This window comes from Streptomyces sp. NPDC055287 (assembly GCF_053646035.1).
The window spans coordinates 201616-217047 of sequence record NZ_JBSHNE010000009.1 but is presented as its reverse complement, the minus strand read 5'-3'; the positions used below and the strand labels follow the sequence as shown (position 1 = coordinate 217047).

Annotated in this window: 11 protein-coding genes; all 11 read left to right on the top strand. The window is 69.8% G+C overall.

Annotated elements, in window-relative coordinates; translation table 11 throughout:
- Positions 1-33 precede the first annotated feature (33 nt).
- Entirely contained in the window at positions 34-855 is an 822-nt protein-coding gene (nuoE, locus tag ACWIHY_RS17285; RefSeq protein WP_454376473.1) for an NADH-quinone oxidoreductase subunit NuoE, read from the top strand.
- The gene (gene nuoF / locus ACWIHY_RS17280; protein WP_454376472.1) at positions 852-2213 is read left to right on the top strand and encodes an NADH-quinone oxidoreductase subunit NuoF; all 1362 of its coding nucleotides are present in this window, start codon (positions 852-854) and stop codon (positions 2211-2213) included. Before nuoE ends, nuoF begins: the two co-directional genes overlap by 4 nt.
- Positions 2210-4717 carry an NADH-quinone oxidoreductase subunit G gene (locus ACWIHY_RS17275; protein ID WP_454376471.1) on the top strand — a complete coding sequence of 836 codons (2508 nt, stop codon included), beginning with the start codon at positions 2210-2212 and terminating at the stop codon, positions 4715-4717. Before nuoF ends, ACWIHY_RS17275 begins: the two co-directional genes overlap by 4 nt.
- A 5-nt stretch (positions 4718-4722) precedes the next feature.
- On the top strand, positions 4723-6075 hold the full coding sequence (gene nuoH, locus ACWIHY_RS17270; RefSeq protein ID WP_454376537.1) for an NADH-quinone oxidoreductase subunit NuoH: 1353 nt from the start codon (positions 4723-4725) through the stop codon (positions 6073-6075).
- A complete protein-coding gene (nuoI, locus tag ACWIHY_RS17265) occupies positions 6068-6718 on the top strand; it encodes an NADH-quinone oxidoreductase subunit NuoI (RefSeq protein ID WP_454376470.1) in 651 nt (216 codons plus the stop codon). The genes nuoH and nuoI overlap by 8 nt, the downstream gene beginning before the upstream one ends.
- Positions 6715-7560, top strand: coding sequence for an NADH-quinone oxidoreductase subunit J (locus ACWIHY_RS17260; protein WP_454376469.1), 846 nt, complete (start codon positions 6715-6717; stop codon positions 7558-7560). Before nuoI ends, ACWIHY_RS17260 begins: the two co-directional genes overlap by 4 nt.
- Positions 7557-7856 carry an NADH-quinone oxidoreductase subunit NuoK gene (nuoK, locus tag ACWIHY_RS17255; RefSeq protein ID WP_069927518.1) on the top strand — a complete coding sequence of 100 codons (300 nt, stop codon included), beginning with the start codon at positions 7557-7559 and terminating at the stop codon, positions 7854-7856. The genes ACWIHY_RS17260 and nuoK overlap by 4 nt, the downstream gene beginning before the upstream one ends.
- A 15-nt stretch (positions 7857-7871) precedes the next feature.
- A complete protein-coding gene (nuoL, locus tag ACWIHY_RS17250; RefSeq protein WP_454376468.1) occupies positions 7872-9812 on the top strand; it encodes an NADH-quinone oxidoreductase subunit L in 1941 nt (646 codons plus the stop codon).
- Positions 9813-9817: 5 nt separating this feature from the next.
- Positions 9818-11395, top strand: coding sequence for an NADH-quinone oxidoreductase subunit M (locus ACWIHY_RS17245; protein ID WP_454376467.1), 1578 nt, complete (start codon positions 9818-9820; stop codon positions 11393-11395).
- Positions 11392-13047 carry an NADH-quinone oxidoreductase subunit NuoN gene (nuoN, locus tag ACWIHY_RS17240; RefSeq protein WP_454376466.1) on the top strand — a complete coding sequence of 552 codons (1656 nt, stop codon included), beginning with the start codon at positions 11392-11394 and terminating at the stop codon, positions 13045-13047. The genes ACWIHY_RS17245 and nuoN overlap by 4 nt, the downstream gene beginning before the upstream one ends.
- Positions 13048-13199: 152 nt before the next feature.
- Positions 13200-15314: a DNA helicase RecQ gene (gene recQ, locus ACWIHY_RS17235; protein WP_454376465.1), complete on the top strand. Its 2115-nt coding sequence runs from the start codon at positions 13200-13202 to the stop codon at positions 15312-15314.
- Positions 15315-15432 lie beyond the last annotated feature (118 nt).

Sequence of the window (15432 nt, the reverse complement as noted above, 5' to 3'; positions counted from 1 at the left end):
GCCACACCAGCAAATCAAGAGGTGAGTCTGGGGATGCCGCAGCTCCCCGCTCCCGACTACCCGGCCGACGTACGCGCCCGGCTCGACGCGGACGCCAAGGAGGTGATCGCCCGCTACCCCGACAGCCGTTCCGCCCTGCTGCCGCTGCTGCACCTCGTACAGTCCGAGGAGGGCCACGTCACCCGCACCGGCGTCCGCTTCTGCGCCGAGACGCTGGGCCTGACCACCGCCGAGGTCACCGCGGTCTCCACCTTCTACTCGATGTACCGGCGCAAGCCGAGCGGCGACTACCAGGTGGGCGTCTGCACCAACACGCTGTGCGCGGTGATGGGCGGCGACGCCATCTTCGACGAGCTGAAGCAGCACCTCGGCGTCGGCAACAACGAGACGACCGAGGACGGCAAGGTCACCCTCGAACACATCGAGTGCAACGCGGCCTGCGACTTCGCGCCCGTGGTGATGGTCAACTGGGAGTTCTTCGACGACCAGACGCCCGAATCCGCCAAGCGCCTCGTCGATGACCTGCGGGCAGGGCGGCCCGTGCAGCCCACCCGCGGCGCGCCCCTGTGCACGTACAAGGAGACCGCCCGCATCCTGGCCGGCTTCCCCGACGAGCGCCCCGGCGCCGTCCAGGCGACCGGTGGCGCCGGTCCCGCCTCGCTCATCGGTCTCAAACTCGCCAAGGGCGAGGCCCCGCAGCACCGTGTGGTCCACCCGCGCGCGGAGACCCCGCACGACGGTCCGCCGCACGATCCTTCGCCGTCCGAGCACCTCAGCTCGCACGACGCTCCGCAGCAGACCTCGGCGTCCGACCCCGCTCACCCGGCCGGACCGGCAGCCGAGGAGGGGGAGTGATGACCGTGGCAGCCGAGATCAACGAGACCAGCCCTGAAAAGCTGCTCTCGCCCGTCCTGTCGGCGTTCTGGGACGAGCCCGAGTCCTGGACCCTGGACACCTACCGGCGGTACGAGGGATACGAAGGCCTGCGCAAGGCCCTCGCCATGTCGCCGGACGACCTCATCGCGTACGTCAAGGACTCCGGTCTGCGCGGCCGCGGCGGCGCCGGCTTCCCCACCGGAATGAAGTGGCAGTTCATCCCGCAGGGCGACGGCAAGCCGCACTATCTGGTGGTCAACGCCGACGAGTCGGAGCCCGGGACCTGCAAGGACATCCCCCTCCTCTTCGCCAACCCGCATTCCCTCATCGAGGGCATCGTGATCGCCTGCTACGCGATCCGGTCGAACCACGCCTTCATCTACCTGCGCGGCGAAGTCGTCCCCGTACTGCGCAGGCTGCACGAGGCCGTGCGTGAGGCATACGCGGCGGGCTACCTCGGCGAGAACATCCTGGGCAGCGGTCTCGACCTCGAACTCACCGTGCACGCGGGTGCGGGCGCGTACATCTGCGGTGAGGAGACCGCGCTGCTCGACTCGCTCGAAGGCCGGCGCGGCCAGCCCCGGCTCCGTCCCCCCTTCCCTGCCGTCGCGGGTCTTTACGCGTGTCCGACTGTTGTGAACAACGTCGAGTCCATCGCGTCCGTTCCCGCGATCCTGAACAAGGGCAAGGACTGGTTCCGTTCGATGGGCAGCGAGAAGTCCCCGGGCTTCACGCTGTACTCGCTGAGCGGCCACGTCACCAACCCCGGCCAGTACGAGGCCCCGCTCGGCATCACGCTGCGCCAGCTGCTCGACATGAGCGGCGGCATCCGCGCCGGACACCGGCTGAAGTTCTGGACGCCCGGCGGCTCGTCCACCCCGATGTTCACCGACGAGCATCTCGACGTACCTCTGGACTACGAGGGCGTCGGGGCGGCCGGCTCGATGCTCGGCACCAAGGCGCTCCAGTGTTTCGACGAGACGACGTGCGTGGTGCGGGCCGTCACCCGGTGGACCGAGTTCTACGCCCACGAGTCGTGCGGCAAGTGCACGCCATGCCGCGAAGGGACGTACTGGCTCGTACAGCTGCTGCGTGACATCGAGGCGGGCAAGGGCCGGATGAGCGACCTCGACAAGCTCAACGACATCGCCGACAACATCAACGGCAAGTCGTTCTGCGCGCTCGGCGACGGCGCCGCGTCCCCGATCTTCTCCTCGCTCAAGTACTTCCGGGCGGAGTACGAGCAGCACATCACCGGCAGGGGCTGCCCCTTCGACCCGGCCAAGTCGACCGTCTGGGCCGACAAGCCCGCCCACACCACGGAGGTGAACGCATGACCGTCACGACAAGTGCTCCCTCCGGAGGCGGCGAGGCGGCGGTCCCGCCCGAGGATCTCGTCTCGCTCACGATCGACGGCATCGAGATCTCCGTCCCCAAGGGGACGCTGGTCATCCGGGCCGCCGAGCTGCTGGGCATCGAGATCCCGCGCTTCTGCGACCACCCGCTCCTCGATCCGGCCGGCGCCTGTCGCCAGTGCATCGTCGAGGTCGAGGGCCAGCGCAAGCCCATGGCGTCGTGCACGATCACCTGCACCGACGGCATGGTCGTCAAGTCCCAGCTCACCTCGCCGGTCGCCGACAAGGCGCAGCGCGGAGTGATGGAACTGCTGCTGATCAACCACCCGCTGGACTGCCCGGTCTGCGACAAGGGCGGCGAGTGCCCGCTGCAGAACCAGGCCATGTCCCACGGCGACGCCGACTCCCGCTTCGACGGGAAGAAGCGGACGTACGAGAAGCCCGTCCCGATCTCCACGCAGGTGCTGCTGGACCGCGAGCGGTGTGTGTTGTGCGCGCGCTGCACCCGCTTCTCCAACCAGATCGCGGGCGACCCGATGATCGAGCTGATCGAGCGCGGCGCGCTCCAGCAGGTCGGCACCGGCGAGGGCGACCCCTTCCAGTCGTACTTCTCAGGGAACACCATCCAGATCTGCCCGGTGGGCGCGCTGACGTCGGCGGCGTACCGCTTCCGGTCGCGCCCCTTCGACCTGGTGTCGTCGCCGTCCGTCTGCGAGCACTGCGCGGGTGGTTGTGCGACCCGGACCGACCACCGGCGCGGCAAGGTCATGCGGCGCATGGCGGCCGACGACCCCGAGGTCAACGAGGAGTGGATCTGCGACAAGGGGCGCTTCGGCTTCCGTTACGCGCAGCGGCCCGACCGGCTCACCACTCCGCTCGTACGGAACGAAGCGGGCGTACTGGAGCCGGCGAGCTGGCCCGAGGCGCTCGAAGCGGCGGCCCGGGGGCTCTCGGCGGCGCGCGGACGGGCCGGTGTCCTGACCGGCGGCCGGCTCACCGTCGAGGACGCGTACGCGTACGCCAAGTTCGCCCGTATCGCCCTGGACACCAACGACATCGACTTCCGCGCGCGCGTGCACAGCGGCGAGGAGGCCGACTTCCTGGCGTCGCGGGTCGCCGGGCGCGGACGGGATCTCGACGGTACGGGCGTCACGTACGCGGCGCTGGAGAAGGCGCCCGCCGTGCTGCTCGTCGGCATCGAGTCCGAGGAGGAGGCCCCCGGCGTCTTCCTGCGGCTGCGCAAGGCCCACCGCAAGCACGGCCAGCGCACCTTCGCCGTCGCGACGCACGCCACCCGGGGCCTGACGAAGGCGGGCGGCACGCTGCTTCCCGCCGCGCCGGGCACCGAGCCGGAATGGCTCGACGCGATGGCGGGCCGCACCGGACTCGGCGGCGACGGGAACGCCGCGGCCGGGGCGATGCGCGCCGAGGGCGCCGTGATCGTCGTCGGGGAGCGGCTGGCCGCCGTGCCCGGCGCGTACACCGCCGCCGTACGGGCCGCCACCGCGACCGGTGCCTCCCTGGTGTGGATCCCGCGCCGGTCCGGTGAGCGCGGCGCCGTCGAGGCGGGCGCGCTGCCCGCGCTGCTGCCCGGCGGCCGCCCGGCCACCGACCCGCGTGCTCGGGACGAGGTGGCGGCGGTCTGGGGCGTGGCCGAACTGCCGAGCCGTTACGGGCGCGACACCGGCCAGATCATCGAGGCCGCGGCCACCGGTGAACTGGCCGCGCTGCTCGTCGCGGGCGTCGAGGTCGCGGACCTTCCCGACCCGGTACGCGCGCGTGAAGCCCTCGACCAGGCCGGTTTCATCGTCTCCCTGGAGCTCCGGCCCAGCGAGGTGACCGACCGCGCGGACGTCGTCCTCCCGGTCGCCGCCGTCGCGGAGAAGCCCGGCACCTTCCTCAACTGGGAGGGCAGGGCCCGGATGTTCGAGGCGGCGCTCAAGCCCGACCAGATGACACGCACGCTCGCCCCCGACGACGCGCGGGTACTGCACATGCTGGCCGACGCCCTGGACGTGCGTTTGGCGCTGCCGGACGTACGGGCCGTACGCCGTGAGATGGACCGGCTCGGCGCCTGGGGCGGGGCTCACGCCACCGACCCCGCCGAGTCCCCCCACGTGCTGCCGCGCCCCGGAGCCGGTGAGGCCGTGCTCGCGGGCCACCGGCTGCTGCTCGACCAGGGCCGGCTCCAGGACGGCGACGAGGCCCTCGCGGGAACCCGCCACGCGGCTGTGGCCCGGCTCTCCGCCATCACCGCGGCCGGCACCGGCGTGAAGGACGGAGACCTGCTCGCCGTCACCGGGCCAGCGGGAACGGTCGAACTGCCGCTCCAGGTCACGGAGATGCCGGACCGGGTGGTGTGGCTGCCGCTGAACTCGACGGGCGGCGGCGTCGCCACCGACACCGGCGCGGTCCCCGGACAGGTCGTCCGCATCGGCCCGGCCGCCGCCACCGCCACCACCGACGTACCGGAGGTGACCGCGTGAACACGATGCTTCTCGCGGCCGAGGACCTGTCCATGTTCGGGCGCGACCCGTGGTGGCTCGTCGCGATCAAGGCTGTTTTCTGCTTCGCCTTCCTGATGATCACCGTGCTCTTCTCCATCGTGTGGGAGCGCAAGGTCGTCGCCTGGATGCAGCTGCGCATCGGCCCCAACCGGCACGGTCCGTGGGGCCTCCTCCAGTCCCTCGCGGACGGCGTCAAGCTGATGCTCAAGGAGGACGTGATCGTCAAGCGGGCGGACAAGGTGGTCTACATCCTTGCTCCGGTCGTCGCGGCAATCCCGGCCTTCATGGCCATCGCGGTCATCCCGTTCGGACCGGCAGGCAACGAGGTCTCGATCTTCGGGCAGCGGACCACGATGCAGCTGACCGACCTGCCGATCGCGATGCTCTACATCCTCGCGATCGCCTCCGTCGGCATCTACGGCATCGTGCTCGCGGGCTGGTCGTCCGGGTCGACGTACCCGCTGCTCGGCGGCCTGCGCTCCTGCGCGCAGATGATCTCGTACGAGATCGCGATGGGTGCGGCCTTCGCCTCGGTGTTCCTCTACTCCGGGTCGATGTCGACCTCGGCGATCGTCGAGGCGCAGCAGGACCGCTGGTTCATCGTCCTGCTGCCGGTGTCGTTCATCATCTACGTCGTCACGATGGTCGGCGAGACGAACCGCGCCCCCTTCGACATGCCGGAGTCCGAGGGCGACCTGGTCGGCGGCTTCAACACCGAGTACTCGTCGATCAAGTTCGCGCTGTTCATGCTGGCGGAGTACGTCAACATGGTCACCGTCTCGGCGGTCTCGGTCACCCTCTTCCTGGGCGGCTGGCGGGCCCCGTACCCGATCAGCACCTTCTGGGAGGGCGCGAACCACGGCTGGTGGCCGATGCTCTGGTTCGTCGTCAAGGTCCAGCTGCTGCTGTTCTTCTTCATCTGGCTGCGCGGCACGCTGCCCCGCGTGCGCTACGACCAGCTGATGAAGCTGGGCTGGAAGGTCCTGATCCCGGTCTCTGTGGTCTGGCTGATGCTGGTCGCCACGGTGCGCGCGATGCGCAACGAGAACATGGAATTCCAGAACATCGTGCTGTACGTCGCCGGGGCGATCGTCGCGATCCTCCTCCTGTCCTTTGTCGCCGACATCTTCCGCGACAAGAAGGAGAAGGAGCAGGCGGCGAAGGACGGCGGGGAACCGCCCGCATTCGACCCGATGGCGGGTGGATTCCCGGTGCCCCCGCTGCCCGGCCAGGAGTTGCCACCGGTGCCCCGCAGGCGGCCGCGCCACGAGCGCGAGCTGATTGTCAGTGGTGGGCCGGACACTATGAGTGACGGGAAGGAGGCCGACGATGCCTGACACCTCAAAGCCGGGGGAAGCCCCCCGGACGCCCTGGCAGAACCCGGTGGCCGGCTTCGGCGTGACCTTCAAGGCCATGTTCAAGAAGCGGCTGACCGAGCAGTATCCGGAGCAGCAGAAGACGACGGCGCCGCGATTCCACGGCCGGCACCAGCTCAACCGCCATCCGGACGGTCTGGAGAAGTGCATCGGGTGCGAGCTGTGTGCCTGGGCCTGCCCGGCCGACGCGATCTACGTGGAGGGCGCGGAGAACACCGAGGAGGAGCGTTACTCCCCGGGTGAGCGCTACGGCCGCGTCTACCAGATCAACTACGCCCGCTGCATTCTGTGCGGCCTGTGCATCGAGGCGTGCCCCACCCGCGCGCTGACGATGACCAATGAGTTCGAACTGGCCGACAGCAGCCGCGAGTCGCTCATCTACACCAAGGAGCAGCTCCTCGCCGGCCTGGAGGAGGGCATGGTCGAGGCACCGCACTCGATCTTCCCCGGCACGGACGAGCAGGACTACTACCGGGGCCTGGTGACCGAGGCCGCGCCGGGCACGGAGCGGCAGGTGGCGCTGAGCAAGGGCGAGCGGCCCCAGGAGGCCGCGTCGACCTTCGGCGAGGACGAGCCGGCCGCGAAGAAGGTGATCGGGGGATGAACGCTCTTGCCGCCTCCGTCACTTCGACCGGCGAGGCCGTGCAGTTCTGGGTGCTCGGTACGGTCGCCGTCATCGGCGCCCTGTGCACCATCCTGATGAAGAAGGCGGTGCACAGCGCGCTGTGCCTGGCCGGGACGATGATCGTCCTGGCCGTCTTCTACCTCGCCAACGGCGCGTACTTCCTCGGCGTCGTCCAGATCGTCGTCTACACCGGCGCGATCATGATGCTGTTCCTCTTCGTGGTCATGCTGGTCGGTGTCACGGCGGCGGACTCCCTCAAGGAGACGCTCAAGGGTCAGCGCTGGCTGGCCGCCGGCTGTGGCCTCGGTTTCGGCATCCTGCTGATGGCCGGTATCGGGCAGGCCTCGCTGAGCACCTTCAACGGGCTCGGCAGGGCGAACGCCGCGAGCGGCGGCAACGTCGAGGGCCTGGCCGAACTCATCTTCACCAAGTACGTCTTCGCCTTCGAGCTCACCGGCGCCCTGCTCATCACGGCGACCGTCGGCGCGATGGTGCTCACGCACCGCGAGCGCACCGAGCGCGCGAAGACGCAGCGGGAGATGTCGGAGGAGCGCGTACGCGGCAAGCACCTGCCGCCGCTGCCCGCACCCGGTGTGTACGCACGGCACAACGCCGTGGACATCGCCGGTCTGCTGCCGGACGGCACGCCGTCCGAGCTCACCGTCAACCAGACGCTGCGCGCGCGAGGTCAGATCCGTGACGTGTCGGGGGAGGCGATGGCCGACCTCAAGGCGCTGGAGCAGCGCTCCGAGGAGCGGCTCGGCCGCGACGCCGACGGTGACAACGGCCGGGACCAGGACGCATCGGAGGTCGCCAAGTGAATCCGGTCAACTACCTCTATCTCGCGGCGCTTTTGTTCACCATCGGCGCGGCGGGTGTGCTGATCCGGCGGAACGCGATCGTCGTCTTCATGTGCGTCGAGCTGATGCTCAATGCCTGCAACCTCGCGTTCGTCGCCTTCTCCCGGATGCACGGCAATCTCGACGGCCAGATCATCGCGTTCTTCACGATGGTCGTCGCCGCAGCAGAGGTCGTGGTGGGTCTGGCGATCATCGTGTCGCTGTTCCGGTCCCGCCACTCGGCCTCGGTCGACGACGCCAGCCTGATGAAGCTGTAAGGGGTCGCAAGAATCGTGGAGAACTTGATTGCGCTGCTTGTCGCAGCGCCTTTGCTCGGAGCGGCGGTCCTGCTGTGCGGCGGGCGGCGGCTCGACCGTGTCGGTCACTGGATCGGCACGGTGCTGGCGGCGGCCTCGTTCGTGATCGGCGTGGTGCTGTTCGGCGCGATGCTGGGGTACGACGTCGAGGCGCGGACCATGCGTCAGCACCTCTACAGCTGGATTGCCGTCGAGGGCTTCCAGGCCGACATCGCCTTCCAGCTCGACCAGCTCTCGATGACGTTCGTGCTGCTGATCACCGGTGTGGGCACGCTGATCCACATCTATTCGATCGGCTACATGGAGCACGACGAGCGCCGGCGTCGCTTCTTCGGCTACCTGAACCTCTTCCTCGCGGCGATGCTCCTGCTGGTCGTCGCCGACAACTACCTGCTGCTGTACTTCGGGTGGGAGGGCGTCGGTCTGGCGTCGTACCTGCTCATCGGCTTCTGGCAGCACAAGCCGAGCGCGGCGACGGCGGCCAAGAAGGCCTTCATCGTCAACCGCGTCGGCGACATCGGTCTGTCCATCGCGATCATGCTGATGTTCACCACCTTCGGGACCTTCGCCTTCGGGCCGGTGCTCGCGGCGACGGGGGACTCCAGCGAAGGCAAGATGACGGCGATCGGGCTGATGCTGCTGCTGGCCGCCTGCGGCAAGTCGGCCCAGGTGCCGCTCCAGTCCTGGCTCGGTGACGCGATGGAGGGCCCGACCCCGGTCTCGGCCCTCATCCACGCCGCCACGATGGTGACGGCCGGCGTCTACCTGATCACCCGGTCCGGCGCGATCTTCGACGCCGCTCCCGACGCGCAGACCGCGGTCGTCACGGTCGGTGCGGTCACGCTCCTCTTCGGTGCGATCGTCGGTTGCGCGAAGGACGACATCAAGAAGGCGCTGGCCGGTTCGACGATGTCGCAGATCGGCTACATGATCCTGGCTGCGGGCCTCGGCCCCATCGGGTACGCCTTCGCGATCATGCACCTGGTGACGCACGGCTTCTTCAAGGCGGGCCTCTTCCTCGGCGCCGGATCGGTCATGCACGGCATGAACGACGAGGTCGACATGCGGAAGTACGGCGGCCTGCGGAAGTACATGCCGGTGACGTTCGTGACGTTCGGACTCGGCTATCTCGCGATCATCGGCTTCCCCGGTCTGTCGGGCTTCTTCTCCAAGGACAAGATCATCGAGGCGGCCTTCGCCTCGGGCGGCGCCCAGGGCTGGATCCTCGGCACGGTGACGCTGCTGGGCGCGGGCATCACGGCGTACTACATGACGCGCGTGATGATCCTGACGTTCTTCGGCGAGAAGCGCTGGCAGCCCGCCCCCGACCCGGACACGACGGCCGGTGTCGAGCCCGGCATCGACGTGCAGCCCGGCGAGATGCCTCATCCGCACGAGTCGCCCAGGTCGATGACGATCCCGATGATCGTGCTTGCCTTCGGATCGGTCTTCGCGGGAGGGTTCTTCAGCATCGGGGACCGGTTCGTGAACTGGCTGGAGCCGGTGACGCAGTTCGAGCACCCGCACCCGCCGATCAGCGTCCCGGTGATCACCGGCATGACGGTCGCCGTCCTGCTGGCCGGCGTCGCGATCGCGTACCTCCAGTACGGCCGCAGGCCCGTCCCGGTCGTCGCCCCGCGCGGCTCGCTACTGACTCGCGCAGCCCGCCGCGACCTCCTCCAGGACGACTTCAACCACGTCGTGCTGGTCCGCGGCGGCGAGCACCTCACCCGCTCGCTGGTGTACGTCGACCACACCCTGGTCGACGGGGTGGTCAACGGCACGGCGGCCACGGTCGGCGGCCTGTCCGGTCGGCTGCGCAAACTGCAGAACGGCTACGCCCGCTCGTACGCGGTCTCGATGTTCGGCGGTACGGCGATCCTCATTGCCGCGACCCTGCTGATGAGGGCGGTCTGATCACGATGTCTTTTCCCCTTCTGACGGTTACGGCGGCGCTCCCGGCGGTCGGTGCGGTCCTGACCGCCGCCGTGCCCGCCGCGCGCCGCACGGCCGCCAAGTGGCTGGCGCTGCTGTTCTCGCTCGCCACGCTGGTCCTGGCGGCCGTCGTGTTCATCCGCTTCGAGCCCGGTGGCGACCGCTACCAGCTCACCGAATCCCACGCCTGGATCCCGGACTTCGGGGTCAGGTACGAGCTGGGCGTGGACGGCATCGCCGTCGCGCTGATCGCGCTCACGGCGCTGCTGATCCCGTTCATCATCCTGGCGGGCTGGCACGACGCCGACCCGCTGGAGACGAAGAGCTCCCGCTGGCGCCCGACCCAGGGCTTCTTCGCCCTGATCCTGATGGTCGAAGCGATGGTGATCCTCTCCTTCGAGGCCACCGACGTCTTCCTCTTCTACATCTTCTTCGAGGCCATGCTCATCCCGATGTACTTCCTCATCGGGGGCTTCGGGGACCGGGCGCACGCGGGCACCGACGGGGCGGCGGCCACCCAGCGCTCGTACGCCGCCGTCAAGTTCCTCCTCTACAACCTGGCCGGCGGCCTGATCATGCTGGCCGCGGTCGTCGGTCTCTACGTGGTCGCCGGGAGCTTCTCGCTCGCGGAGATCGCCGAGGCGCGCGCGAGCGGCGAGCTGGAGATGGCGACCAACACGGAGCGGCTGCTCTTCCTCGGCTTCTTCTTCGCGTTCGCCGTGAAGGCGCCGCTGTGGCCGCTGCACACCTGGCTGCCCAATGCCATGGGTGAGGCGACCGCCCCGGTCGCCGTGCTGATCACCGCGGTCGTCGACAAGGTCGGCACCTTCGCGATGCTGCGCTTCTGCCTCCAGCTCTTCCCGGAGGCCAGCAAGTGGGCGACGCCCGTGATCATCGTGCTGGCGCTGGTCAGCATCATCTACGGCGCGCTGCTGGCCGTCGGCCAGCGGGACATCAAGCGCCTGATCGCGTACGCCTCGATCTCGCACTTCGGCTTCATCGTGCTCGGCATCTTCGCGATGACGAGCCAGGGCCAGTCGGGCGCGACGCTCTACATGGTCAACCACGGGATCTCGACCGCCGCGCTGATGCTGGTGGCCGGCTTCCTGATCACGCGGCGCGGGTCGCGGCTCATTGCCGACTACGGCGGAGTGCAGAAGGTCGCTCCGGTCCTCGCCGGGACGTTCCTGGTCGGCAGCCTCGCCACGCTGTCGCTGCCGGGGCTGGCACCGTTCGTCAGCGAATTCCTGGTGCTGGTCGGCGCGTTCGCGGTGTACCCGGCGGCCGGGATCATCGCCACGGTCGGCATCGTCCTCGCCGCGCTCTACACGCTCGTCCTGTACCAGCGGACGATGACGGGCCCGGTCCGGGCCGAAGTGCGGGCGATGCCCGACCTCAAGGCCCGTGAGCTCGTGGTCGTCGCCCCGCTGATCGCGCTGCTGCTGCTCCTCGGCGTCTTTCCCAAGCCGCTGACGGACGTCGTCAATCCGGCCGTGAAGCACACCATGTCCGACGTCCGGAAGACGGACCCCACCCCCGAGATTGAGGCGGAGGCGGCCAAGTGAGCGCATCAGCTGTCCACAGCCTGTGGACGACGGTCGCGGCGCCGAGCGCCGAAGGCGGATTCACGGCTCCGCACATCGAGTACGCCCAGCTGTCGCCGACGCTCATCGTCGTGGGCGCGGCCGTTGTCGGCGTACTCGTCGAGGCCTTCGTACCGCGCAAGGCCCGGTACTACGCGCAGCTGTTCCTGTCGGTCGTCGCCATCGCCGCCGCCTTCGCGGCGATCGTGGCGCTCGCGGCGGGTGGGTACGGCACCACGAAGGCGCAGATCGCGGCGGAGGGCGCCATCGCGGTCGACGGTCCGGCGCTGTTCCTCCAGGGCACGATCCTGCTGGCCTCGCTGGTCGCCGTGTTCACGTTCGCCGAGCGCAGGCTCGACCCGGACGCGCACGGCAACCGCGTCGACTCGTTCGCCGCGCAGGCGGCGTCCGTACCGGGCAGCGAGAGCGAGAAGGCGGCGGTCAAGGCCGGGTTCACCACCACCGAGGTCTTCCCGCTCATGCTGTTCGCGGTCGCCGGAATGCTCGTCTTCCCGGCGGCCAACGACCTGCTGACGCTGTTCGTGGCGCTGGAGGTCTTCTCGCTCCCGCTGTACCTGCTGTGCGCCGTCGCCCGCCGCAAGCGGCTGATGTCGCAGGAAGCCGCGGTGAAGTACTTCCTGCTCGGCGCCTTCTCGTCGGCGTTCCTGCTGTTCGGGATCGCGCTGATGTACGGGTACGCGGGCTCGGTCTCGTACGCCAGGATCGCGAGCGTCGTCGACGGCACGGTCAAGCAGATCGATCCGGCGCTCGCCGACACCATGGGCAACGACGCGCTGCTGCTGATCGGCGGCGCGATGATCCTCATGGGCCTGCTCTTCAAGGTCGGCGCGGTCCCGTTCCACATGTGGACCCCGGACGTCTACCAGGGCGCTCCGACGCCGGTCACCGGCTTCATGGCCGCCGCGACCAAGGTGGCCGCCTTCGGCGCCATGCTGCGGCTGCTGTACGTCGTACTGCCGGGCCTGCGCTGGGACTGGCGGCCGGTGATGTGGGCCATCGCGATCGTCACCATGCTGGGCGGTGCGATCGTCGCCATCACCCAGACCGACATCAAGCGGCTCCTGGCGTACTCCTCGATCGCGCACGCCGGATTCATCCTGGCCGGTGTGATCGCGACCCGGCCCTCTGGTATCTCGTCCGTCCTCTTCTACCTGCTGTCGTACTCCTTCGTGACGATCGGCGCCTTCGCGGTGGTCACGCTGGTGCGGGACGCGGGCGGCGAGGCGACGCACCTGTCGAAGTGGGCGGGGCTGGGGCGGCGTTCGCCGCTGGTGGCCGCGGTCTTCGCGGTCTTCCTGCTGGCCTTCGCCGGCATTCCGCTGACGTCGGGCTTCGCGGGCAAGTTCGCGGTCTTCAAGGCGGCGGCCGAGGGCGGCGCCGGGGCGCTGGTCGTGGTCGGTGTGATCTCGTCGGCGATCGCCGCGTTCTTCTACATCCGGGTGATCGTCCTGATGTTCTTCAGCGAGCCGAAGGCGGACGGCCCGACGGTCGCCGTGCCGTCGCCGCTGACGATGGTGGCGATCGGGCTGGGTGTCGCGGTGACGCTCGTGCTCGGTGTGGCGCCGCAGTACTTCCTGGATCTCGCCGGCCAGGCGGGAGTCTTCGTCCGCTGACCGTACGGCCGGTCGTACGGCCGACCGTATGTGCGTGATCGCCGCCCGGCGTCCCTCCTCGCAGGGGTGCCGGGCGGCAGCTTTTGGGCGGGGGTGTCAGTGCGTGCCCCTATCGTGGGGAGCCGGGCACGGTACGTACGGGGGACAGAGCGATGGACGGGACAGGTGGCATGGTGGAGGCGGTCGAGGCCGGTGCGGTGACGCGGAGCGACGCCCTGGAGACGCTGCACCGGGTCTTCGGGTACGACGCGTTCCGTGGTGAGCAGGCCGCGGTCATCGAGCATGTGGTGGCCGGCGGGGACGCGGTCGTGCTGATGCCGACCGGCGGCGGAAAGTCGCTGTGCTACCAGATCCCGGCGCTGGTCAGACCGGGTACGGGCATCGTGATCTCCCCGCTCATCGCGCTGATGCAGGACCAGGTCGACGCACTTCGGGCGCTCGGTGTGCGGGCCGGCTTCATCAACTCCACGCAGGACTTCGGCGAGCGGCGCGCGATGGAGGCGGAGTTCCTGGCCGGGGAGCTGGACCTGCTCTACCTGGCGCCGGAGCGGCTGCGTCTGGACGCGACGCTCGACCTGCTGTCCCGGGCCAAGATCTCGGTCTTCGCGATCGACGAGGCGCACTGTGTGGCCCAGTGGGGCCACGACTTCCGGCCCGACTACCTGAACCTGTCGGTGCTGGGCCGGCGGTGGCCGGAGGTGCCGAGGATCGCGCTCACGGCGACCGCGACGGACGCCACGCACCGGGAGATCACCCAGCGGCTCGCCATGCCGGAGGCCCGGCACTTCGTGGCGAGCTTCGACCGGCCCAACATCCAGTACCGGATCGTGGGGAAGTCGGACCCGAAGAAGCAGCTGTTGTCCTTCCTGCGCGAGGAGCACGCGGGGGACGCCGGCATCGTCTACTGCCTGTCGCGCAATTCCGTGGACAGGACGGCGGAGTTTCTCTGCCAGAACGGCATCGAGGCGGTTCCGTACCACGCGGGGCTCGACGGGGGCACGCGCGTGGCGCACCAGTCCCGCTTCCTGCGCGAGGAGGGCCTGGTCGTCGTGGCGACCATCGCCTTCGGTATGGGCATCGACAAGCCGGACGTGCGTTTCGTCGCCCACCTGGACCTCCCGAAGTCGGTCGAGGGCTACTACCAGGAGACGGGCCGTGCGGGGCGTGACGGGCTGCCGTCGACGGCGTGGATGGCGTACGGCCTCCAGGACGTGGTGCAGCAGCGCAAGATGATCCAGAGCGGCGAGGGCGACGAGGCGTTCCGGCGGCGTGCGGCGTCGCATCTGGACGCGATGCTCGCGCTCTGCGAGACGGCGCAGTGCCGGCGGGCGCAGCTTCTCGCCTACTTCGGACAGGAGCCCGGTGCGCCGTCCTGCGGCAACTGCGACACGTGCCTGACGCCGCCGGAGACATGGGACGGGACGGTGCCGGCGCAGAAGGTCCTTTCGACCGTGGTGCGGTTGCAGCGGGAGCGCAGGCAGAAGTTCGGGGCCGGCCAGATCATCGACATCCTGCTGGGCCGCAAGACCGCGAAGGTGATCCAGTTCGACCACGACCAGCTGTCGGTGTTCGGCATCGGCGAAGAGCTGGCGGAGGTGGAGTGGCGGGGCGTGGTGCGTCAGCTGCTCGCGCAGGGCCTGCTGGCGGTCGAGGGTGAGTACGGCACGCTGGTGATGACCGACGAGAGCGCGTCGGTGCTGAGCCGGGAGCGTGAGGTGCGCCTGCGCAAGGAGGCGAAGCCGGTGCCGGGCGCTCGGGCCGCCAAGGGCGAGCGCAAGGCGAAGGCGGCCGCCGCCAAGGCGGACCTCCCGGCGGAGGCGGTACCGGTCTTCGAAGCGCTGCGCGCCTGGCGGGGGGAGCAGGCGCGGGAGCAGGGCGTACCGGCGTACGTCATCTTCCACGACGCGACGCTGCGGGAGATCGCGACGGTGCGGCCGGGGTCGGTGGCGGAGCTGGGCGGCATTGCCGGCCTCGGCGAGAAGAAGCTGGCGACGTACGGCGAGGGCGTGCTCGGGGTACTGGCCTCGTGGGGCGGGGCGGGGGCGGAGATCCCGGGGCCGACGCCTGCGGGCGGCGCGGCGGCCCAGGTGGCCCCGGTCAGTGCGGCGCCCCAGGTGGCCCCTGCGAGCGCTGCGGCTGCGGTCAGCCCGGTTGACCCGCCGGGCCGGGCCGGGTCGGCGGTGCCGGTTGCCGTCGCGGGCGCGGAGGACTGGGACTGGGGCGCGGAGCCGGACTGGGACGAGCCGGAGTTTTCCGGCCCGGCGTAGTGGGCGGCGTGGCCGCAGCGCGGAGCCTTCCCCCAGCCCGCCCTCTTCCCGAAGCTGGGGCTTGCCCCGGTCCGGGAAGGGGCGGGGTGGGGGGAAGGCCCCGCGCTGCGGTGTCTCG

What these genes read in the sequence shown, in the direction of transcription:
- nuoE (WP_454376473.1), top strand. Translation starts at nt 34, where the DNA reads ATGCCGCAGCTCCCCGCTCCCGACTACCCGGCCGACGTACGCGCCCGG.
- ACWIHY_RS17275 (WP_454376471.1), top strand. Translation starts at nt 2,210, where the DNA reads ATGACCGTCACGACAAGTGCTCCCTCCGGAGGCGGCGAGGCGGCGGTC.
- nuoH (WP_454376537.1), top strand. Translation starts at nt 4,723, where the DNA reads ATGCTTCTCGCGGCCGAGGACCTGTCCATGTTCGGGCGCGACCCGTGG.
- nuoI (WP_454376470.1), top strand. Translation starts at nt 6,068, where the DNA reads ATGCCTGACACCTCAAAGCCGGGGGAAGCCCCCCGGACGCCCTGGCAG.
- ACWIHY_RS17260 (WP_454376469.1), top strand. Translation starts at nt 6,715, where the DNA reads ATGAACGCTCTTGCCGCCTCCGTCACTTCGACCGGCGAGGCCGTGCAG.
- ACWIHY_RS17245 (WP_454376467.1), top strand. Translation starts at nt 9,818, where the DNA reads ATGTCTTTTCCCCTTCTGACGGTTACGGCGGCGCTCCCGGCGGTCGGT.
- recQ (WP_454376465.1), top strand. Translation starts at nt 13,200, where the DNA reads ATGGACGGGACAGGTGGCATGGTGGAGGCGGTCGAGGCCGGTGCGGTG.